This is a genomic window from Alteromonas aquimaris, from assembly GCF_026183695.1.
Lineage (GTDB): Bacteria > Pseudomonadota > Gammaproteobacteria > Enterobacterales > Alteromonadaceae > Alteromonas > Alteromonas aquimaris.
This window is the reverse complement of the sequence record NZ_JAPFRD010000013.1, coordinates 18,619-37,543: the sequence shown is the minus strand read 5'-3', so window position 1 is coordinate 37,543 and position 18,925 is coordinate 18,619. Positions and strand designations below refer to the sequence as shown.

Genomic DNA, 18,925 nt, shown 5'->3' with positions numbered 1-18,925 from the left:
CGTTATAAAGAAAGGCCAGGGCTTAATTGACCAGGTAGCGTCACTTTGTCTAATTCAACCGAGGCGACTGGGTAAGCGCAATAATCAGCAGCATAATATGCACTGGCTCGATGGTTGCCACTTTCACCAATTCCGCCAAATGGCGCTGCACTGCTGGCACCGGTAATCGGACGATTCCAGTTTACAATTCCAGCACGAATGCGGGCGAAAAAGTGACGGTAATCGTCTTCACTGTCGCCGATAAAGCCAGCAGATAAGCCAAAGCGAGTATCGTTTGCTTGCGCAATAGCCGCATCAAAATCCGTATAGCGGATGACTTTGAGTAACGGACCAAAATGCTCCTCGTCAGGCAGTTGCTCTAGCATGTCCGTCACATCGATAATGCCAGGGGTCACAAAGCCTTTTGCTGGATCTTGTTGTTCCATACGAACCAGTACTTCGCCCCCAAGGCCTTCAAGTTCTTTTTGAGCGCTAACCATCATGCTCGCAGCGTTGGCAGAAATCATCGCCCCCATAAAAGGTTGCTCTGCTGCATCGTATTCGCCTACTTTGATTTTTTTAGTGACTTCTACCAGGCGAGACAGTAACGCATCCCCTTTTTCGCCGGCCTGTACAAATAATTTGCGTGCGCAGGTGCAACGCTGGCCCGAGGTCACAAATGCTGACTGAACAATATCGTGTACAGCCGCATCAGTATCCGCGACATCTTTGATAATTAGAGGGTTATTGCCGCCCATCTCCAATGCGAGGATCTTGCCTGGATGACCCGCAAACTGTTCATGCAATAGTTTACCCGTGCGTGAACTACCAGTGAAGAACAAACCATCCAGACCATCGTGGCTGGCAAGCGCCTTGCCAGTTTCAACTTCACCCTGCACAAGATTCAGCACGCCAGCAGGCAAGCCTGCTTCGTCCCACAATTTTACAGTTTCCTGTGCTACCAGAGGGGTCAGATCAGAAGGCTTAAATACCACCGTATTTCCTGCAAGAAGCGCCGGTACGATGTGTCCGTTTGGCAGGTGACCTGGGAAATTGTAGGGACCGAACACAGCTACCACACCATGAGGTTTGTGACGGATAAATGCCTGGCCGACTGGCATGGGGTTTTCCACTGTACCCGTACGCTCCTGGTAGGCGCGCTCTGAAATGCCAATTTTACCAATCATCGCGCCTACTTCGGTCGCGGTTTCCCACTCTGGCTTGCCGGTATCTTTGGCAATTATTTTGGTCAGATGGGGCTTGTTTTTTTCTAGCAGCTCACCAAAACGTTTAATCACAGCAAGGCGTTCAGTGGGGGTCTTCATGCCCCAGCCTATCGCCGCTTTGCGAGCGGCATCGATGGCTGCATTGACTTGTTCAGCTGTAGCAGACTTGCCTTCCCAAATAACTTCATTTTTAGCTGGATCAATGGATTTAATATCGTGGCCTTCGCCAGCTAACCACTCACCATTAATATAGTGTGTTGTTTGCATGTAAATTCCTGTATTTAGTCTCTGAATTGAACGGGGGCAAAACGTACCGCATCCCCTTCTGAGATACGCAACATCCCGGCAGCATGCCGCGATATCGCAACGACTTGTTGCTCTTCACTCACTGCAATTTCGGTAGCGACAGCACGAAAATTCTGCACAGAGGTATTAATCAGGTAATGGGTTTGACCCTGTGCTGCCGTTTGATCGTCTATTACCACGGGCATCTTTCGACTACCTAAAGCAGTACGAATACAACTTAAATTAGCTTCTACCGTGGGACCTGCATCAAAAATATCGACATAGCCACGGCAACTAAAGCCTTCTTCTTCCAACATACGTAAGGCAGGACGCGTCTTCTCGTGCACCTGGCCGATGACTGCCTGCGCTTTCTCGCTTAGTAAATTAACGTAAATGGGATACTTCGGCATCAGCTCGGCAATAAACTCCTTGTTGCCGATACCTGACAAGTAATCGGCGGTGGGGAAGTCCATTGAAAAGAAATGCTCTTCAAGCCATTCCCAAAATGGCGAGGCGCCCTCTTCGTCACATACCCCGCGCATTTCTGCAATTACATTTTCAGCGAAGCGTTCGCGGTGCTCCATCATAAACAAAAAGCGCATTTTCGAAAGAAAACGTCCGCTAATACCACCGCGCGCTTTTTCGCGTAAAAATAACGTGCATATTTCTGTAACACCAGTGTAGTCATTACACAGCGTAAGGATATCCACTGTATTATGAATTTTCAGCTCACGGGAAGAGTGCACCACCTTTCCCATGTGGTAGTGATAAAACGCATCATCAAGACCCACAGCAGATTCAATTCCACTGGTGCCTATTACTTCGCCAGTAGCAGTATCTTCCATCACAAAGAGATATGACTCTCCCTGTGGTTTAATTGGTTTGGAAGCAAACGCGGCTTCGGCGCGCTTGATTTTATTTTCAAGTAATTCCTGATTGACAGGTAATGACGTAAAGCCAATACCTGATTCTTCAGCGATCGCGTACAGCGCATCATAATCAGCTGATGTGATTGGGCGAATAATTCTCATGTCCGCTTACTCGACTTCAGTCTGATTAATCAGCGTTAACAACAGCAGCTACAGCACGTTCAAAGCGCGCCATACCTTCTCTGATGTCTTCTTCGCTGATCACAAGTGAAGGCGCAAAACGCACCACGTTAGCACCAGCTACCAGGCACATTAATTTCTCTTGGGTGGCAGCATTCAAGAAATCACGCGCTTTGCCGTGAAATTTCTCATTTAGCGCACAGCCTAATAGCAAACCCTTACCACGCACTTCTTCAAAGAAAGGATACTTTTTATTAATATCGTTAAGCAGTGAGCGGAACAGTTCTTCTTTCTCGCAAACACCCTTTAGTACGGTTTCATTATTTACGATATCCAATACTTTTTCTGCCACCGCACAGGCAAGCGGGTTACCACCGTAAGTACTGCCATGAGTACCAGGTTTCAGAGATTCTGCAATTTTTGCTGTGGTCAGCATCGCCCCTATCGGGAAGCCCCCGCCTAACGCTTTAGCGGACGTCATAATATCCGGTGTCACACCCAGATCCATGTAAGCATATAAATGACCGGTACGACCAACACCAGATTGAACTTCGTCAAAAATCAGTAAGGCATTATGTTTATCACACAGCGCCCGAACACCTTTCACAAATTCAGGTTCAGGAGAAATGATTCCTCCTTCACCTTGCAGAGGTTCCATCATCACCGCGCAGGTTTTATCTGAAATCAGAGCTTCGAAAGCAGCAAGGTCGTTATAGTCGCAATGATCAATAGCACCAGGCTTCGGTCCAAATCCATCAGAATATGCCGCCTGACCACCCACCGTCACGGTGAAAAACGTACGGCCGTGGAAACCTTTATTAAAGGCTATGATTTGATTTTTATCTTCACCAAATTTATCCAGGGCATAACGACGAGCTAACTTTAGGGCGGCTTCATTAGATTCTGCGCCCGAGTTGGCAAAATAAACGCGGTCGGCGAACGTGGCATCGGTTAATTTCTTTGCTAGCCGCATGGCTGGTTCATTAGTGAATACATTACTTAAATGCCAGAGCTTGCGACCCTGTTCTTCTAATGCTTTAACCAGCTCAGGATGGCAGTGGCCGAGTACATTAACTGCAATACCGCCGGCAAAGTCGACGTACTCAGCGCCGTTTTGATCCCACACCCGTGAGCCTTCACCACGGACGGGCACCATGCTAGCAGGGTTATAGTTAGGTACCATGACCTCGTCAAAAGTTGCGCGAGTAACGTTCATTTAAATTACCTCTGAGTCTGGCATGCTTGCTTGATTCTGATTCAGGAAAACATGCGGGGTTGTTCAAATTGGTTGCGCATTATGCCATCAAAATGGACCGAAGTCTCCCATATAAACCAGCTCAACCCCTTTATATTCAAGGGGTTTGGCTTAATTTGCAGAATATCTGCATAACTATCTAAGTACGTTGTGAGTGTTTCTATAGCTCATATCAGCACGCTTAAATAGCAGACACATCCTGGTCTGAAAAGCCGAACACGACGATTGCTGATGTGATGCCTTAGTAGATAGAAGCGGACTCCGCCTGTGGTTTGCGCGGAGGGGGGCAACACGCCAAATCGGACTGCTGAATGAATATCCAAAAAATTTTTAATTATTACGCGAAGCGGGACGAAATGGAGGGGCGCCCACCTGCGCATGGTTCAAGATATCTATTGCATCAGCTGGAAATCCAATGCTAAGCAAATGAATTTTAACCATTTTTCTGCTTATACAGCGACGTTGAAGCAGCATTCTTACCTTGGCATACTCCCTTGCCCATTCCAGTACCCGTCCTAAGGGAGTAGAAGGAGGGCTATACAGTGAGTGCATGCTCTCGCCTAACTGCAGCTTTTTCGGTGTCAGATGGGTGAGCAAATCACTCGCCACTGCATCGGCAAACTCCAGTTGTAAAGCTATTAAATAGTTTGCTGAAGGTGTTATCTTACTCAATACAGTGTGAACATCGACACGCTTTTTCTTGGCGGCTTGCGCCATGAATTCACTGCGGGTTAGCTCAAACAATCTAAAATATAATTTAATCAATATGCAGCGTCCCACGCCGTGCAGAGCGCCCAGCATATAAGCGCTGTCGCCATCCAACTGTTTGAGAGGCGCTATCAATGATGCGCTTACGGCTGTCGATACACCAAAATTGAATAAGTGCTCTTTTATCTCCGGAAAGGGGTCGGTGGTTTGTGGCAACGAGCGTTTTAATATCATATAGGGCACCACTTGCTTTAAGTTTTCCACCCCTAAATAACTCAACGCAGTGCGAATTGATTCAACCTGGATAGGGTTTCCTTTGGCATCTTTGCGGCGAAACTGAGGGAGATTGACGACCTTCATTATTTCGTAGCTTAACCAGGGATGGATACTCATCTGCTGTTCTACTTGATGCAGTGTGGTACTGTCTACGTAAAGAATTTCCAACAAAAGTTTTATGTCCGAGGAAATGCCTAAATTGTACCGACAGACTTTTCTTAAATTGGTGGCTTTTTTACGAATAGCGGCAAAAAGATATTGATGAAAATCGTGCGTCACCACATCTTTTAATGAGGCGTCATTTAATTCCTGGAGAGACTGATTTTCAATCGCTATTTTTTCAATGCTAAGGAGTTGGCGTCTTGCTTCGGCCTGTTCGGAATCTTCAAAGCTCACCTCTCCAGGCTTGGTTTTTCCCGCCATAGCTTGCACACGTTCTAAAGATACCAGCAAATTTTCGAAACGATCTTCTACTCCGGCGTGAGCGAGCACGTTTTGAATAACAGACTTTTTGCCTAAATCATTATGCATGGTGGCGTATTCAACCATAACCCGTTCATTATCAGCGACCTGACACTCTGATAAAGTTTAGTTTATCTAACAAAGTTAGCATGTATTACGCGGAGCATAATCTTGACCCTGCCAAGCGTAAGAAGTTACTAAGCAGCGAGTGACCGTGCTCGGTCAGGAGTGATTCTGGATGAAACTGAACCCCCCACACAGGTAAGGAAGCATGTGAGATGGCCATAATCTCATGTGTAGCGTCTTTACATTCGCTCCAGGCGTCCACACGAAGCGTGGCAGGCATCGACTCAGGCTGCAACACTAATGAGTGATAACGGGTAGCATTAAAAGGGGTTGGCAGGTTTCTCATGATGCCGTGGCTATGATGGTGTATAGCTGAGACCTTACCATGCAATATCTCGCGTGCGCGTACTACTTTGGCACCGAATACCTGGCCGATGGCCTGATGGCCTAAACAAACACCTAAAATAGGCAAGCGACCCGCAAAATACTCAATCGCCGAAAGGCTAATACCTGCTTCATTGGGAGTGCAGGGGCCGGGAGAGATGACTAAATGACTAGGTTGAAGGGCTTCTATTTGAGCGAGTGTCAGTTCATTGTTACGAACGACCTTTACTTCAATATCAAGCTCAACAAAGTAACGTGCCAGGTTATGGGTAAAGGAATCAAAGTTATCAATCAACAACAACACGATTGTTTTCCTGGCACTGAGCGCTAGCGTGGAACAGCTATAAAACCGAGTGCTTTGTAAACCTTTTCCAGCGTTTGCTCTGCTCGCGCGCGCGCTTTCTCAGCCCCTTGTTTCATCACTTCATCCAGATAGCTACGATCGTTACGAATGTCATGGAAACGTTGCTGAATAGGTGTCAATAAAGTTACCACTGCCTCTGCTACATCCCCTTTAAGATGGCCGTACATTTTGTCTTCGTACTGAGGCACCAAATCTTCGATTGACTGGCCCGTTGCACATGAAAGCAGTGATAGCAGGTTGGAGACACCAGGTTTCTCTTTTACGTCAAAATAAATTCGCGCTTGCTCATCAGAGTCTGTTACCGCGCGTTTAATTTTCTTACTCAGCTTTTTGGGATCCTCCAACAGACCCACAAAGTTATTAGGATTAGCATCTGACTTGGACATTTTCTTTTCGGGTTCTTGCAAACTCATCACCCGAGCACCGAATTCAGGAATGAAAGGCTCCGGCAAAGTAAAAATATCACCGTATAAATTGTTCATGCGAGTAGCGATGTCACGCGTGAGTTCAAGATGCTGCTTCTGATCTTCGCCTACAGGTACCTGGTTAGCCTGATAAAGTAAAATATCTGCCGCCTGAAGCACGGGATAACTGTATAAGCCCACGTTAATATTATTAACGTTACGGGCTGATTTATCCTTAAATTGCGTCATTCGGTTTAGCTCACCCATTTGCGCATAGCAATTTAATACCCAGGCTAGTTGAGCATGCTCAGGTACTTGTGACTGTACGAACAAGGTACTTTTCTTAGGATCAATCCCACACGCCAGATACAGGGCTAACCCGTCAAGACAGGCGGCGTTGAGTGCGGCGGGATCTTGTCTGACGGTGATGGCATGTAAATCTACCAACATGTACAGGCAATCGTGGTCATTCTGCATGGAAACCCATTGCTTTAGCGCACCCATGTAGTTACCGATGGTAAGTTGACCAGAAGGCTGACAGCCACTAAGTACAATTGGTTTTTGATTCATCATTATTACCTGAAGTTCTGCTCAGTTTATTTATTTGATTTAGCACGATTTGCTAGCGGCAAGCTCGGCACGCATTTTATCGATAACGTGCTTGTAATCGGGCTGATTGAAAATGGCTGAGCCTGCTACAAACATATCAGCACCTGCTTCAGCAATGGCGCGAATATTATCGACTTTTACGCCGCCGTCAATCTCAATTCGAATGTCGTGGCCGCTTTGTAAAATGCATTGTTTGACTAAGCGAAGCTTATCCAGGGTGGAAGGGATAAACGATTGGCCACCAAATCCCGGGTTCACTGACATTAAAAGGATATGATGGAGTTTGTCCATAACATGGTCCAAATAATACAGAGGGGTAGCCGGGTTAAATACCAATCCAGCCTGGCAACCCTTATCGATAATCAATTGTAATGAGCGGTCAATATGATCTGAGGCTTCAGGGTGAAAACTGATATAGGTGGCACCCGCATCGGCAAATTGCTCAATCAAATCATTTACTGGCTTTACCATTAAGTGCACATCGATTGGCGCGGTAATACCATAGTCTCTAAGTGCTTTGCAGATCATCGGTCCAAATGTCAGATTGGGTACATAGTGATTGTCCATGACATCAAAATGGATGATGTCTGCACCAGCCGCCAGGACTTTCTCAACATCTTCGCCAAGACGAGCAAAATCGGCAGACAAAATTGATGGAGCAATGGTAAATGTGGTCACAAGGGCACCTTTAGAGTTGATAGCTCAGGATTTGTTAAATTTACTCGATGTGCGAAGTGTAGCGAAAACCTTGGCATGAAAAAAGCTTTGATAGCGCCCCAACTTGGTGAGTGCGCAAGTTAATGGTGCATATGAAACGTCAACCGAGAGTAAGCGGACGCAGAAAATACACTTGGTGATAATAGTTAAAGCTGCTTTAAATCAGCATGTTAAGTTTGTCGCGAGAGTAGGAGGTCGCGTTCTAAGTTTTCGGCATTAGTTTTGCGTAATGGGAAAATATAATTATAAGCGGCAGTAATTCGAAAAATATATTTCCAAGGAGAACGCACATGAGATGGGTAAATAAAGCAAGGTTACTGCTGGGTACCTCGATAACGTTAATTGGTAGTCCAGTAGCATCCGCAGCGGTAGAGGCAAATTTTGGTGTCGCCAGTAACTATCTGTGGCGGGGTGTTACGCAAAGTAACGATAACCCTTCTGTTTCTGGTGGTTTGGACTACGCTAACGAGAGCGGCTTTTATGTGGGAACCTGGCTCGGCACTATCGACTGGGGGATGGGGGGATCCAGTGAAACTGATTTATATTTAGGGTATGGGGGTGAGTCCGGCCATTTCGGTTATGATGTTGGCTACATCTATTACGCATACCTTGACGACGCTTACGATAATTCAGATTTCGGCGAGTTATACTTTAATGGTAGCTATCACAGTTTCAGTTTTGGTTTCGCATATACCGTAAACAGTCAGGTTGACGAGGGAATGCTATTTGATAAAGGCGATATGTATTATAACCTATCCTACAATTGGAACCTCGCCCACGACTACGCTGTTACTGTGTTATCCGGCTATTATGATTTTGATGCGGGAAACAGTGGTGATTATGGACACGTACAACTGGATTTAAGCAAAGGAGATTTCACCTTCACCGTCTCTAAAGCTGATGAAGAAGCGGGTGATGACGAGGTGAAATTAGTACTGAGCTGGAGTACCACTTTCTAATCATCGACCCTCCATTTCTATACCGCTACGCCAGTTCTGTACTGGTGTAGCGACCAGTTGTCAAAAAAATGGCATGGATCAGGTTGTTCCGTTTTTTTTAAAGCGTATAATAAGGTGAAATTTTAAGCGGTGATGTGAAATGTTCAATAAAGGAAGAACAAAAACTTTACTCACGCTCGGTGGCGCTACTGCCGTGCTATGGATGGGTTTATCTGTTAATACGATACAAACCGATACGTTGTGTCAGTATCAGCCTGTGACTGAATTTAATCCTAATTTACCTGCCAGTCATATTTATAATCAATGTGCCCGCGACCGTACCGCGCAGGTGAGCTGGTTTTCCTGGTTTTTTAGTAAGCCAGAAACCTACCAGTTTCATTTTCTAGATTTGCTGGAGTTACTTAATCGTGACAGCAATTCGGATTTTTCAACTGGCCGCGAATAAAGTGAAATCCTCAGCCAAGCCTAAGCTGTTGCAAATTATTGGCAGTGTTCTGGCGAGTGCGTTTGGCGTTCAAAGTCATAAAAATTACTCAAGAGATTTCGAACATGGCGCCTTAGCCATTTACATTATTGTTGGGGTAGTGTTTGTAGCTGCATTAGTCACAGGGCTGCTTATGTTAGTGGCGGCGATAACGAGTTAAAGGCAGTTTTACCTAAAACAGTATCCGCTTCGCAAAGACGAAAGCATCAAGGTTAAGCCCGTTGGCAAAGGGTAAAGCAAAAATGAATACTTCTGCACATTGATATAACAATAACGTGGCGTTTATTAGAAATGTCTTTAAAGGTGGTAGGGCTATTAGATAAAACCAGCTGTGCCAGATTTTGTCCCTCAATATCTTTACGAAACTAACCGATTAAAAATCGCAAAGCACTTGAACTTAATAAGTCGTTCTATAAAAGTTTAAAGCGAATATATACCGAGTTGCACTGATGTTTGCTCACTATGTACGTGACTTTTTACACTTTTGACAATCCAAATGGTGTGAAGATTTAGTGGGTCTAAATCGAACGCAATTGGTGCCCTTCGAAAGTGTAAAATGCCGTACCCAACGGGAGGTAGAGGTGAATATCTAATCCGCGTTACCTTGGGTCGAAAGGCTCCAGCCTACCTCACTTTTTATCAAAGCGTCTTGACTAGATACCCGCCGCTATCTCTTAGCCGTTCAACCATCAATGCGGCCCGGAATTAGCTCAGAAGGTGAAAATAGCGCTAATAACTCTGAGGCGGGCTTTCGTAAGGCCCCATTTTGGCTGATCGAGCGCTTTACAGACAGTTGGCTCAACAGCGCAGGTTCATACAGTTTGCGGGTTAGCGGCACGTCATGATTAGAAATTAATACCGGTATACCCTTGGCCGAAGCTTTCACCGCTAACAGGGCTAGTTTATCCTGCGCCGACTCGCCGAAACTGTTGGCTGCGTAACTGGTAAAAGAGGCGGTCTTACTGAGTGGAGCATAGGGAGGGTCGCAGTAAATAACATTTCCTAATCGCGCTCGGCTAAATACTTTTTCGAACGGTAAACAGGTGAACACTGCCTGATGTGCTTTTTCGGCGAATACAGCCATTTCTTTAGCCGGGAAGTAAGGACGTTTGTAACGGCCAAATGGCACGTTAAACTTTCCTTTCAGATTGTAGCGACACAAGCCGTTGTATCCATGCCGGTTAAAGTACAAAAATAATAATGACCGATGATACACATCGCTGCTGTGATTAAACTCAGCGCGCAATGCATAGTAGGTGTCGGGGCAGTTATGTCTGGGAGTAAAAAACTGTTGCGCATCCTGAATAAAGCTATCAGGCTTTCTCTTTAATAAATTATAAAGATTTATCAGATCTGGATTGATATCGTTAAGCAGATAGCGATTATACTGGGTGTTTAAAAACACCGAACCTGCGCCGACAAAAGGTTCAATAAGTTTGTCAGCATCGGGCAACCGCGATGCAATCTGTTCAACCAGCCCGTATTTTCCTCCCGCCCACTTTAAAAAGGCGCGGTTTTTTTGTTTTGCCATGTGTAATACGAAATCTACATGATTGTTAACTATAAAAACCACGATATCGGATGATAGAGCTAACTCTGCTCGGCCGGCGGTTGTTACATACCTTAGGGAAGATTGTAACGGGCAACCTGATCGGCTACAACTACCATTTCACCGTGAGAACAAACTTATTGATTTAACTCAGCTTTAATTTGCCTGCCAGCTTTTACGAATGCTTTGTCGCGCGTGGGATATAAAGGTAAGTTAGCTACGGCGTGGCGGGCATCTTGTATGTCTTGAAAAGGTTGATGAAATAATAATACAAACCAATCGCCCCCGTAACGTTGGGTCTTGTACATTTTTACCACGGCGGTTAAGTCGTGATCTTTTACAAAGCGATACAACAATAACTCGTCTTTCAAGCCAGCCAACTGGATGTAGTAACTATCAGCTTGAATATCGGTGTCATTCACCGAGGCAACTGTCAGTGCTCGCACGGGTTGCTGAGAGGAGCGGTTGATTGCTTCATCCTCGGCCCTGTCTTGCTGAGCTTGTTCCATGACAGCGGGTTGGTTTTCAGGTGCGGTGCTTTTGACACTATCATCCTGCTCTTCAGAATCTGCGGAGCGCGAAGCCGTTTGGGCCAGCGCATCTGGCCAGGAGGCAACTAATGAAGATTCGGTATCGGCAAGCTTTTCAACGGGCTGCTCGGGCGTATCGGCGTCGGCCGGTGGCGCATCCTCAGACGCTAAGTCTGTTAACGGTTCCGCTTGTTGGCTGATAAGCTCCTCATATGCGGTGCCAATTTCTACACTTTCAACCTGAGTGGTCTCTTCCGGCGATGTTAGCGGTTGGAAAAGGGCTATTAGTTTTTCGTTATACAGCCAGGCAACAATGGCGCTAAAAATGAGCAGAAATACCATTGCTATGACTGACCAAAATATAGCGGGATGACGCGGACTAGAGGGGGCTGCTATTCCAGTGGAGTAGCGCGCAGCCAAATGTTTTTCGAATTCCTGTCTGCGTTGCGCGATAAGTTTGTCGACGGTAAGCTCGCTGGCAGAAGGTAACACCGATTGACTACTGATAAGCAACGGCGTGGTGGTATTTTTAGCAGGAAGCCACTGCTTGGCACGCTCGGCCCACTGCGATTCACCAAACACCAACACATTCAAATGTTGTTTGTTAGCAGCGAACCGACTTTGTAAAACTAGGTCCCACAATTCTTGCAACAGTTGATCAGGCATATGCTGAGCCTGAGTTATAGTAATCAGTATTGGGCCATCATGGTTATTTAATGCGGCAAGTAGCTCATTGAGGGGGCGGACGTAACTACCGACCGTTTGTCCCAGTAACTGCCGGCATAATTGACCGCGATAGTCCGCGATCTCCATTTTTGGATGGGCAGTGACAAAGGCTATATCGGTTTCGTTGGGCTGGTTGAAAACGAATGCTTCAAGGGTTTTCTGTTGCTGGGCCACAGAATCACTGCTCACAAAAATAAGTTGCGAGGAATAGTTAACCAGATACTCCAATCGGTCATGCAATTCTGAATGCACTAAAGAAACCCTAAGACGCCTGCTGCTGTAAAATAGTTTATACTAATCCGCATTAATGTGTGAACCGCATCAAAGATGCAGCACTGCATCTAATTTGCATATATCAAGGCGGGTGGCCTTTCCAACCCATTCAACATGGCAAGAGCATTGTTCATCACAGTGCGGTATTGGTGGTAGGTAGCGTAATTAAAAGGTAGTTTAACCAAGAATTTGGCGAAGCAACGACGGTGCAATATCTTTCGTCACTACCGCTTGACCAATCTCCTTTGGGATAACAAACCGAATTTTACCTGCTTCCACTTTTTTGTCTTTGGCCATATGCTTCAAATACGCATCGTAGTCCATATCGGATGGACCCCAGATTGGCAGTTCAAATGCACTGAGCAAATTTTCAATTCGACGGTAACCCGACTCAGTAAGCCAATTCATTGACAACGCTACTCGGCTTGCAATTACGATACCAGCAGCAACCGCTTCTCCATGCAACCAATGACCATAACCCTGCTCAGCTTCAATTGCATGTCCAAACGTGTGACCTAAATTAAGTATTGCACGCAGGCCGCCTTCTTTTTCATCCTGTGCCACGACCTCTGCTTTAATTTGACAGCAATGCGTCACTGCTTTAATCAACGCCTTCTCATCCTGATGTAGCAACGCTTGTTGATTGGCTTCGAGCCATTCAAAAAACGCTTTATCGTAGATAATACCGTATTTGATTACTTCAGCCATGCCTGCGGCAAATTCGCGCTTGGGTAAAGTAGTGAGCACATTCACATCTATCGCCACAAATTTGGGCTGATAAAAAGCGCCAATCATATTTTTGCCCAAAGGATGATTAACCGCTGTTTTACCCCCTACTGACGAATCAACCTGCGCTAGAAGTGTAGTGGGGACTTGGATAAAGGGCACTCCACGCTGATAAGTCGCCGCTACAAAACCACATAAATCGCCAATTACGCCTCCGCCTAGCGCAATCAACGTGGTGTCTCGCGCAGCATTTAGCTCAAGCAGCCGTGTCATGACGATTTCAAACTGCGCCAGTGTTTTGTATTGCTCACCATCGGGTAACTCAATGACCTCTACGTGCTTCTCACTACACGCAGAAATAATATTTTGAAGATATAACGGAGAAACGGTGGTATTGGTAACCACAACCGCCAGAGGCCCCGATAAGTATGGCAATAAAAAACCGGGCTGCGTTAACAGCCCGGCTTCAATTATGATTGGATAGCTACGTTCATCAAGCTCAACAGTAATTGATGACATAGTAAGAGGAATCCTTTATAAGCCGATCTGGCTAATAATCTGATTGGCGACAGCGCGTGCTGATTGATCGTCAGTTTCTACGATGTAATCTGCCACTTCTTCATAGAGTGGATTGCGTTCACCGGCTAAGTCTCTTAGAACTTGCTCTGCATTACCATTTTGTAAAAGCGGACGACGCTTATCTCGCTGCGTTCGTGCCACCTGCTTATCGATTGTGGTTTGCAGATATACCACAATGCCGCGTGCTGACAAACGGTTGCGAACAGCTTTGCTCACCACCGAGCCACCGCCTGTTGCTAACACGATACCTTGCTTGTCAGTCAAATCATTAATGATGTTTTCTTCACGCTTGCGGAAACCGTCTTCGCCTTCAAGATCGAATATCCAGGCGATGTCGGCACCTGTACGGCGCTCGATTTCCTGATCAGAATCAAAAAACTCAAGATGAAGTTCGTCGGCCAGATGTCTACCGATAGTGCTTTTGCCAGCACCCATTGGGCCAACCAAAAAGATATTACGTTTTTCAGCCATATTTGCTTGTTTCACAACTTTTTTGATGTTGAGGGTAGTGCCATGTGCCTTTCTCGACCACCCATAAACTTGTGCCTATTCATTGCCCAATAAGCACACTCCTTAAACCTCGCTTAAATTTCGAGGGCGTGATTATCTCAGTTTCTCATCAACTGATGCAAGTGCTGATGCAAGTTTTGTTAGCCACATTGCAAAAATAACCTAAAAAACAGCAGGATTTATCGATTTGTAGGGAGATAGGAAGGAGTGTGGGGGCGAATTTCACCCTCCACACTGGTCGCTACAGTTTTTCAGTAACAATTTTTGGCGTCACAAAAATCAATAGTTCGCGCTTTTGATATAATGTGGACTTGTTCCTAAACAGTGAACCCACCACCGGTAAGTCGCCAAAGAGTGGCACTTTAGAAACGTCGTCGGTATTAATTTGTTGGAAAATTCCACCCAGCACGACGGTTTCACCATTTTCGATTAGTACTTGCGTCTTTATTTCCTGAGTATCGATCGCTACCGCGGGACCCGTTGAAGTAGACACTGTTTCACCGCGGGTATCCTGCGTGACCACCAGATCCAGAATGATACGGTTATCAGGCGTGATATGCGGAGTCACCTTTAAACTTAATACCGCTTTTTTAAACTCTACGGAAGTCGCACCGCTTGACGTTGCCTGTACGTAGGGGATCTCGGTTCCCTGCTCAATATAGGCTTCTTGTTGATTTGCTACGGTAATGCGAGGACTTGCAATAATCTCACCCTTATTTTCTGATTCCAGCGCAGAAAGCTCTAAATCCAGAATTGTCCCATCAAGCAAACTGGCTACCTGAAAACCTATGCGGCCAGCAGGGTTAATCACAGGCAAATTTACGTTTAAGCGATCCGCAATTTGTGGAACCACACCGCCTGCAATTGTATCTGCTCCTTCCAGTGACCCTGAAATCCCGTCATCATCCTGTCTGTCTGAAAAGCCCCAGCGCACGCCCAACTCTTCGCCCACGTTATCACGTACGGTAACCATCCGGCTTTCAATTAAGACCTGTTTTACAGGAATATCCAGCGTGTCTATCATTATGCGCGCTTCATCAATGGATTCCTGGGTGTCGCGAATTAAAATGGTGTTGGTACGTTCATCTACCGTGGCTGAGCCACGCGGTGATAAAATGCCCCCGTCCTGGCTTTTTAAAATCGCGGCCAGCGCCTCGGCTTTCGCATAGTTGACTACAATACTGGTCGATTTGAGTGGAGCTAAATCGGCCACCTGCTTTTTAGATTGCAGTTGTTGGGTTTCTCTTGCTGTGAGCTCCTCTGAGGGCGCAATGAGTAAAATGTTTCCTTCAAGGCGTTTGTCTAACCCCTTAATCTTGAGAATCATATCTAGCGCCTGGTCCCAAGGGACACCAGCCAGGCGAATAGTCACATTGCCTGAAACCGTATCGGTGGTCACTAAGTTGAAACCATTCACCTGAGCAATAATCTGTAACACTTCACGAACAGGAACATCTTGAAAATCCAACGAAATAGGGTCACCCGTATATTGGTTATCCTGGTCTAGCTTGGCCTGCTCTTCCTTGCTCATCGGCTTGATTTCAATACGAAGTGCTTTACCTTCTTGTTGGTGTTGCGCAAAAACCAGACCTTCATAGCGAATAACAACACGCGCGCCTTCTTTTTCCTGATAGGTTTCAACCGTTGAAACCTGAGTGCCAAACTGCTCTACATTTAGTTCAACCAGTTGATCTTCAGCCAATTCAGTTCCAGGAAGCGTGACAGTTAACTCGCCCTTCGATTCAATTAATTGAGGCACGAACTTTTTATTGTTGAAGGTTAACGTTGTCACTGCAAGGTTGCCTGCCTGACGAACGAATTGAACATCCTTTAAGGTAGAAGAAAATGCGCTCTGTTCAGCTTCGTACGGGTCGAGCAGGGGAGTCTGATCTTCCTGTGCGCTGGCCTTCGATTGCACCAAAAAATTCAGTATGACAAAAAATACGACCATACTCGCAAGCCAATACCAAGCAGTGTTGCTACGGTTTAGCCGTTTATTAAAAATGTATCGCTCAGACATTCTCATTTTCTCCTGCTGCCGAGGCCGTGGACAGCGTAACTTCTTTGCGTTGCCAGCATCCTGCACCGTCAGGTAACAATTGTTCGATTTTAACTGATTTGTCATTGATTTCTTTAATCTTTCCGTAGAACAAACCAATCCTGCTGCCTAATTGCGCTTTATGCAAGCTTCCATCGTTAGATTTAAATAGTGCCCAACGCTTACCTTGCGAGGTGAAACTGCCAGCAAGGGACAATGCATCTAAGCCGTATTCTTCTAAACGCGCCTTTTTTCGATTGAAATCTGGTTGTAAACAATTCGCCTGTTTAGCTACTTTTACTGGTGTTGACGCTTCCTTAGGTCGCGTAAACGGGCTGCGAAAGTTCTGTGCTGTATATTGCGCTGAAGGTGGTTTGGTAAACTCAGGATAAGGATCGATATTAACCTGAGTAGTAGACTTCACTTGTGCAGTATAGGCGGTTAGGTCATTTAGTGTGGGTGAGCACGCTGAAAGGACTACTATACTCGCAAGCGCCAGGGTAGAACAATGTTTCATTATTTTTTCTCCCCTTCACGTTGTGCTACAGCAGTACGATAGGTTTTTGCCTGCAACTGAAGTCGTAACCCACTTTGCTCCTGCGAGAGCGTAAAATCATGGATCGTCACGATACGTGGCAGGTCAGCGACTTTGGCGACAAACTCGCCAAAATTGTGATAACCACCCATCACTTCCATTTCAATTGGCAGCTCAGTATAAAATTCTTTAGGCACTTCCTGTTGCCAGTTTAAGATTCTAAAATTCAGTCCTGATGTTGTGCCAGCAAATGTGATGTCATCCAACAATCCCGGAGTTTCATTACTGGTGGGTAACGATCGTAGCATTGAAGAAAAGTCTTCTTCTATGCGGGTAAGTTGTTCTTTATACGCATCCAGGTTTACAGCTATCCGATACTTCGCCTCAAACTGTAATTTTAATTCCTGCTCTTTAGCTTGCACACTGTCCAGCACAGGTAGTTTTGGGGCGATCAAAAAGTAGTAACTTAATGCGGCAACAATAATCCCGACGAACACACTGACGACAATTTTGACTTCTTTTGGCCAAATTGCTATTTGCTCAAAGTCCAGTTCGTTGAGTGTTTTTAGCTGGGCAAAATCAAACTTCATTTTTTGCCTCCTTGTGCGTTGTCCACTTCACTTGGTTGAGGTGCAATGGCAGGGCTAATTGTAAACTTGAGAGTGAAATCGCTTACTGCCCCGGAGGTGCGGTCATCGGCTACAATGGATGAAAGATCTCCCCCGGTGAACACGTCAGAACGTTCTAACTGGCGCATGAATTCTGATAGTCGGTTATTAGAGTCGCTAATGCCTTCGATTTCAATCGTATTATTAATTCTTCGCATCGACTTAAACGAGACCCCTGGCGGGACAATTTTTGCCAGTTCGTCAAAAAGTAACGGCGCAACATTTCTACTGGTCTGTAGTTGCTCAATTAACGCCATGCGCTGCTCGATAGCACTCTTACTCTTCTTAATGTTCTGAATCTCTGCGATTTGAGAATCTAACGCACTAATTTCATTCTGTAGATAGGTATTACGGGCATTTTGATTGGCTATTTGTTGGTCGATAGCTTGACCGACGAACCAAAATACCAACCCTACTAACGCCGCTACGGCAATCAGACCCATTACATACTGTTTCTTTTGCTCCTGACGTTGTTTTTCACGCCAGGGCAGCAAGTTTATATGTGCCATGGAGAGAAGCTCCTGCTGGCTAAACCGGCGGCGATTGCAAGTTGTGGTGCCACTGCTGCCAGTTTTTCTTTATCAAGTTTGGGATTAATTTTCATACCCGAAAACGGATTGAAAATGTCGACGTTGATACCTAAATCCTGTTCCAGGCTGTCCACCAGCGGGGAGATGGTAGCGCCGCCACCACACAATAAGATGTTAGCGGGTCGATCGGTATGAAAGCTGGTCATGTACATTTGCAGCGCACGGTTTATATGCTGTTGCAGATTGGCTGCGAAGATGGGTAACGTATCATCAACCCAATTGGCAGGGAGGGTATTCGACAGCAACTGCTTTTCCGCTTCTTCGCGTTCAATCATTTGAATAGCTGCCAGATCCTGAATCAGCATATTGGTGCCAAATGCGTGCTCTTTACTATAAATCACTTCGCCTTTTTCCCACACACAAACCTGTAGTAGTGATGCACCAATATTAATGCAACATACACGCGTGTCTGTATTTTCTTTGGCGTAAAAGTATTTGATTGCATTACCTAATGCGTAGCCTTCGATATCCACTACCTTAGGTTCAAAGGGAACCTCTCTGACGAGCGTAATGCGACTGTCTACCAAATCTTTATGGGCGGCTGTTAGCAGCACATTGACTTTACCTTCATGTGTTTTGCTCGGACCCATTTCTTCAAAGTCCAAATACACTTCCTCTAAGGGATAAGGGATCAGGCTGTCTGCTTCAATCTCAATCTGGCTCTCCATTTCGAAATCGTTCTGCTCAGGGTCCATATAAACCATTTTATTGATGACGGATGTGCCGGCCACTGCTAATGCTACAGCCTTGTCTTTCACCTTTAATGCATTTTTGACTTTTTTAAGCGTCATGCTTACCGCTTCATAGTCCTTTATTTCGCGCTCAGCAAAAGCTATCTTGCTAATGGGCTCGCAGGCGAAGCCCTGGATGGTGTAACCCGCTTCGGTTTGCTCCAATAGCACTGCTTTTATTTGACGTGTGCCTATATCTAGGCCCACAATAGACGGCAGTTTTCGTTTGAACAGCTTTTTCAT

19 protein-coding genes are annotated in these 18,925 nt (G+C 45.7%); 3 read left to right on the top strand and 16 right to left on the bottom strand.

The features are described 5' to 3' along the window. Positions 1–2 precede the first annotated feature (2 nt). The 7 genes from astD to rpe all read right to left on the bottom strand — a co-directional run bounded on the left by astD (position 3) and on the right by rpe (position 7,745). Positions 3–1,472: a succinylglutamate-semialdehyde dehydrogenase gene (astD, locus tag OPS25_RS14715; protein WP_265618614.1), complete on the bottom strand. Its 1,470-nt coding sequence runs from the start codon at positions 1,470–1,472 to the stop codon at positions 3–5. A 14-nt stretch (positions 1,473–1,486) separates the two neighbouring features. Beyond that, positions 1,487–2,521: an arginine N-succinyltransferase gene (astA, locus tag OPS25_RS14710; RefSeq protein ID WP_265618613.1), complete on the bottom strand. Its 1,035-nt coding sequence runs from the start codon at positions 2,519–2,521 to the stop codon at positions 1,487–1,489. A 25-nt stretch (positions 2,522–2,546) separates the two neighbouring features. Further along, positions 2,547–3,755: an aspartate aminotransferase family protein gene (locus tag OPS25_RS14705; RefSeq protein WP_265618611.1), complete on the bottom strand. Its 1,209-nt coding sequence runs from the start codon at positions 3,753–3,755 to the stop codon at positions 2,547–2,549. 369 nt (positions 3,756–4,124) lie between these two features. Beyond that, positions 4,125–5,327 carry an HDOD domain-containing protein gene (locus OPS25_RS14700; RefSeq protein ID WP_265618610.1) on the bottom strand — a complete coding sequence of 401 codons (1,203 nt, stop codon included), beginning with the start codon at positions 5,325–5,327 and terminating at the stop codon, positions 4,125–4,127. A gap of 67 nt (positions 5,328–5,394) precedes the next feature. After that, complete coding sequence (locus OPS25_RS14695) at positions 5,395–5,994, bottom strand: anthranilate synthase component II (protein ID WP_265618608.1); 600 nt, start codon at positions 5,992–5,994, stop codon at positions 5,395–5,397. A gap of 23 nt (positions 5,995–6,017) precedes the next feature. Further along, positions 6,018–7,028 carry a tryptophan--tRNA ligase gene (trpS, locus tag OPS25_RS14690; protein ID WP_265618607.1) on the bottom strand — a complete coding sequence of 337 codons (1,011 nt, stop codon included), beginning with the start codon at positions 7,026–7,028 and terminating at the stop codon, positions 6,018–6,020. Between the two features lie 39 nt (positions 7,029–7,067). Then, entirely contained in the window at positions 7,068–7,745 is a 678-nt protein-coding gene (gene rpe / locus OPS25_RS14685) for a ribulose-phosphate 3-epimerase (protein ID WP_265618606.1), read from the bottom strand. A gap of 329 nt (positions 7,746–8,074) precedes the next feature. Here rpe and OPS25_RS14680 point away from each other — a divergent pair, with 329 nt between their 5' ends. From OPS25_RS14680 to OPS25_RS14670, 3 genes are all read left to right on the top strand, one after another. Then, positions 8,075–8,743: a TorF family putative porin gene (locus OPS25_RS14680; protein ID WP_265618605.1), complete on the top strand. Its 669-nt coding sequence runs from the start codon at positions 8,075–8,077 to the stop codon at positions 8,741–8,743. A gap of 139 nt (positions 8,744–8,882) precedes the next feature. Then, positions 8,883–9,188 (top strand): hypothetical protein, encoded by a 306-nt coding sequence (locus tag OPS25_RS14675; RefSeq protein ID WP_265618604.1) that lies wholly within the window; start codon positions 8,883–8,885, stop codon positions 9,186–9,188. Then, positions 9,151–9,387 carry a DUF2970 domain-containing protein gene (locus OPS25_RS14670; RefSeq protein WP_265618603.1) on the top strand — a complete coding sequence of 79 codons (237 nt, stop codon included), beginning with the start codon at positions 9,151–9,153 and terminating at the stop codon, positions 9,385–9,387. The genes OPS25_RS14675 and OPS25_RS14670 overlap by 38 nt, the downstream gene beginning before the upstream one ends. Positions 9,388–9,909: 522 nt before the next feature. On the opposite strand, the gene OPS25_RS14665 is transcribed toward OPS25_RS14670, so the two are convergent. From OPS25_RS14665 to pilM, 9 genes are all read right to left on the bottom strand, one after another. After that, positions 9,910–10,758 carry a Dam family site-specific DNA-(adenine-N6)-methyltransferase gene (locus OPS25_RS14665; protein ID WP_265618602.1) on the bottom strand — a complete coding sequence of 283 codons (849 nt, stop codon included), beginning with the start codon at positions 10,756–10,758 and terminating at the stop codon, positions 9,910–9,912. Between the two features lie 155 nt (positions 10,759–10,913). Further along, entirely contained in the window at positions 10,914–12,284 is a 1,371-nt protein-coding gene (locus OPS25_RS14660; protein ID WP_265618601.1) for an SPOR domain-containing protein, read from the bottom strand. A 198-nt stretch (positions 12,285–12,482) separates the two neighbouring features. After that, on the bottom strand, positions 12,483–13,550 hold the full coding sequence (aroB, locus tag OPS25_RS14655; protein ID WP_265618600.1) for a 3-dehydroquinate synthase: 1,068 nt from the start codon (positions 13,548–13,550) through the stop codon (positions 12,483–12,485). Between the two features lie 15 nt (positions 13,551–13,565). Next, entirely contained in the window at positions 13,566–14,081 is a 516-nt protein-coding gene (aroK, locus tag OPS25_RS14650) for a shikimate kinase AroK (RefSeq protein ID WP_265618599.1), read from the bottom strand. 280 nt (positions 14,082–14,361) lie between these two features. Beyond that, positions 14,362–16,140, bottom strand: a complete 1,779-nt coding sequence (locus OPS25_RS14645) for a type IV pilus secretin PilQ (RefSeq protein WP_265618598.1) — start codon at positions 16,138–16,140, stop codon at positions 14,362–14,364. Next, positions 16,133–16,675, bottom strand: a complete 543-nt coding sequence (locus OPS25_RS14640; RefSeq protein WP_265618597.1) for a pilus assembly protein PilP — start codon at positions 16,673–16,675, stop codon at positions 16,133–16,135. Before OPS25_RS14640 ends, OPS25_RS14645 begins: the two co-directional genes overlap by 8 nt. Further along, positions 16,675–17,283, bottom strand: a complete 609-nt coding sequence (locus OPS25_RS14635) for a type IV pilus inner membrane component PilO (protein ID WP_265618596.1) — start codon at positions 17,281–17,283, stop codon at positions 16,675–16,677. The genes OPS25_RS14640 and OPS25_RS14635 overlap by 1 nt, the downstream gene beginning before the upstream one ends. Continuing rightward, positions 17,280–17,870 carry a PilN domain-containing protein gene (locus OPS25_RS14630; RefSeq protein WP_265618595.1) on the bottom strand — a complete coding sequence of 197 codons (591 nt, stop codon included), beginning with the start codon at positions 17,868–17,870 and terminating at the stop codon, positions 17,280–17,282. Before OPS25_RS14630 ends, OPS25_RS14635 begins: the two co-directional genes overlap by 4 nt. Continuing rightward, positions 17,858–18,925, bottom strand: a complete 1,068-nt coding sequence (gene pilM / locus OPS25_RS14625) for a type IV pilus assembly protein PilM (RefSeq protein ID WP_265618594.1) — start codon at positions 18,923–18,925, stop codon at positions 17,858–17,860. Before pilM ends, OPS25_RS14630 begins: the two co-directional genes overlap by 13 nt.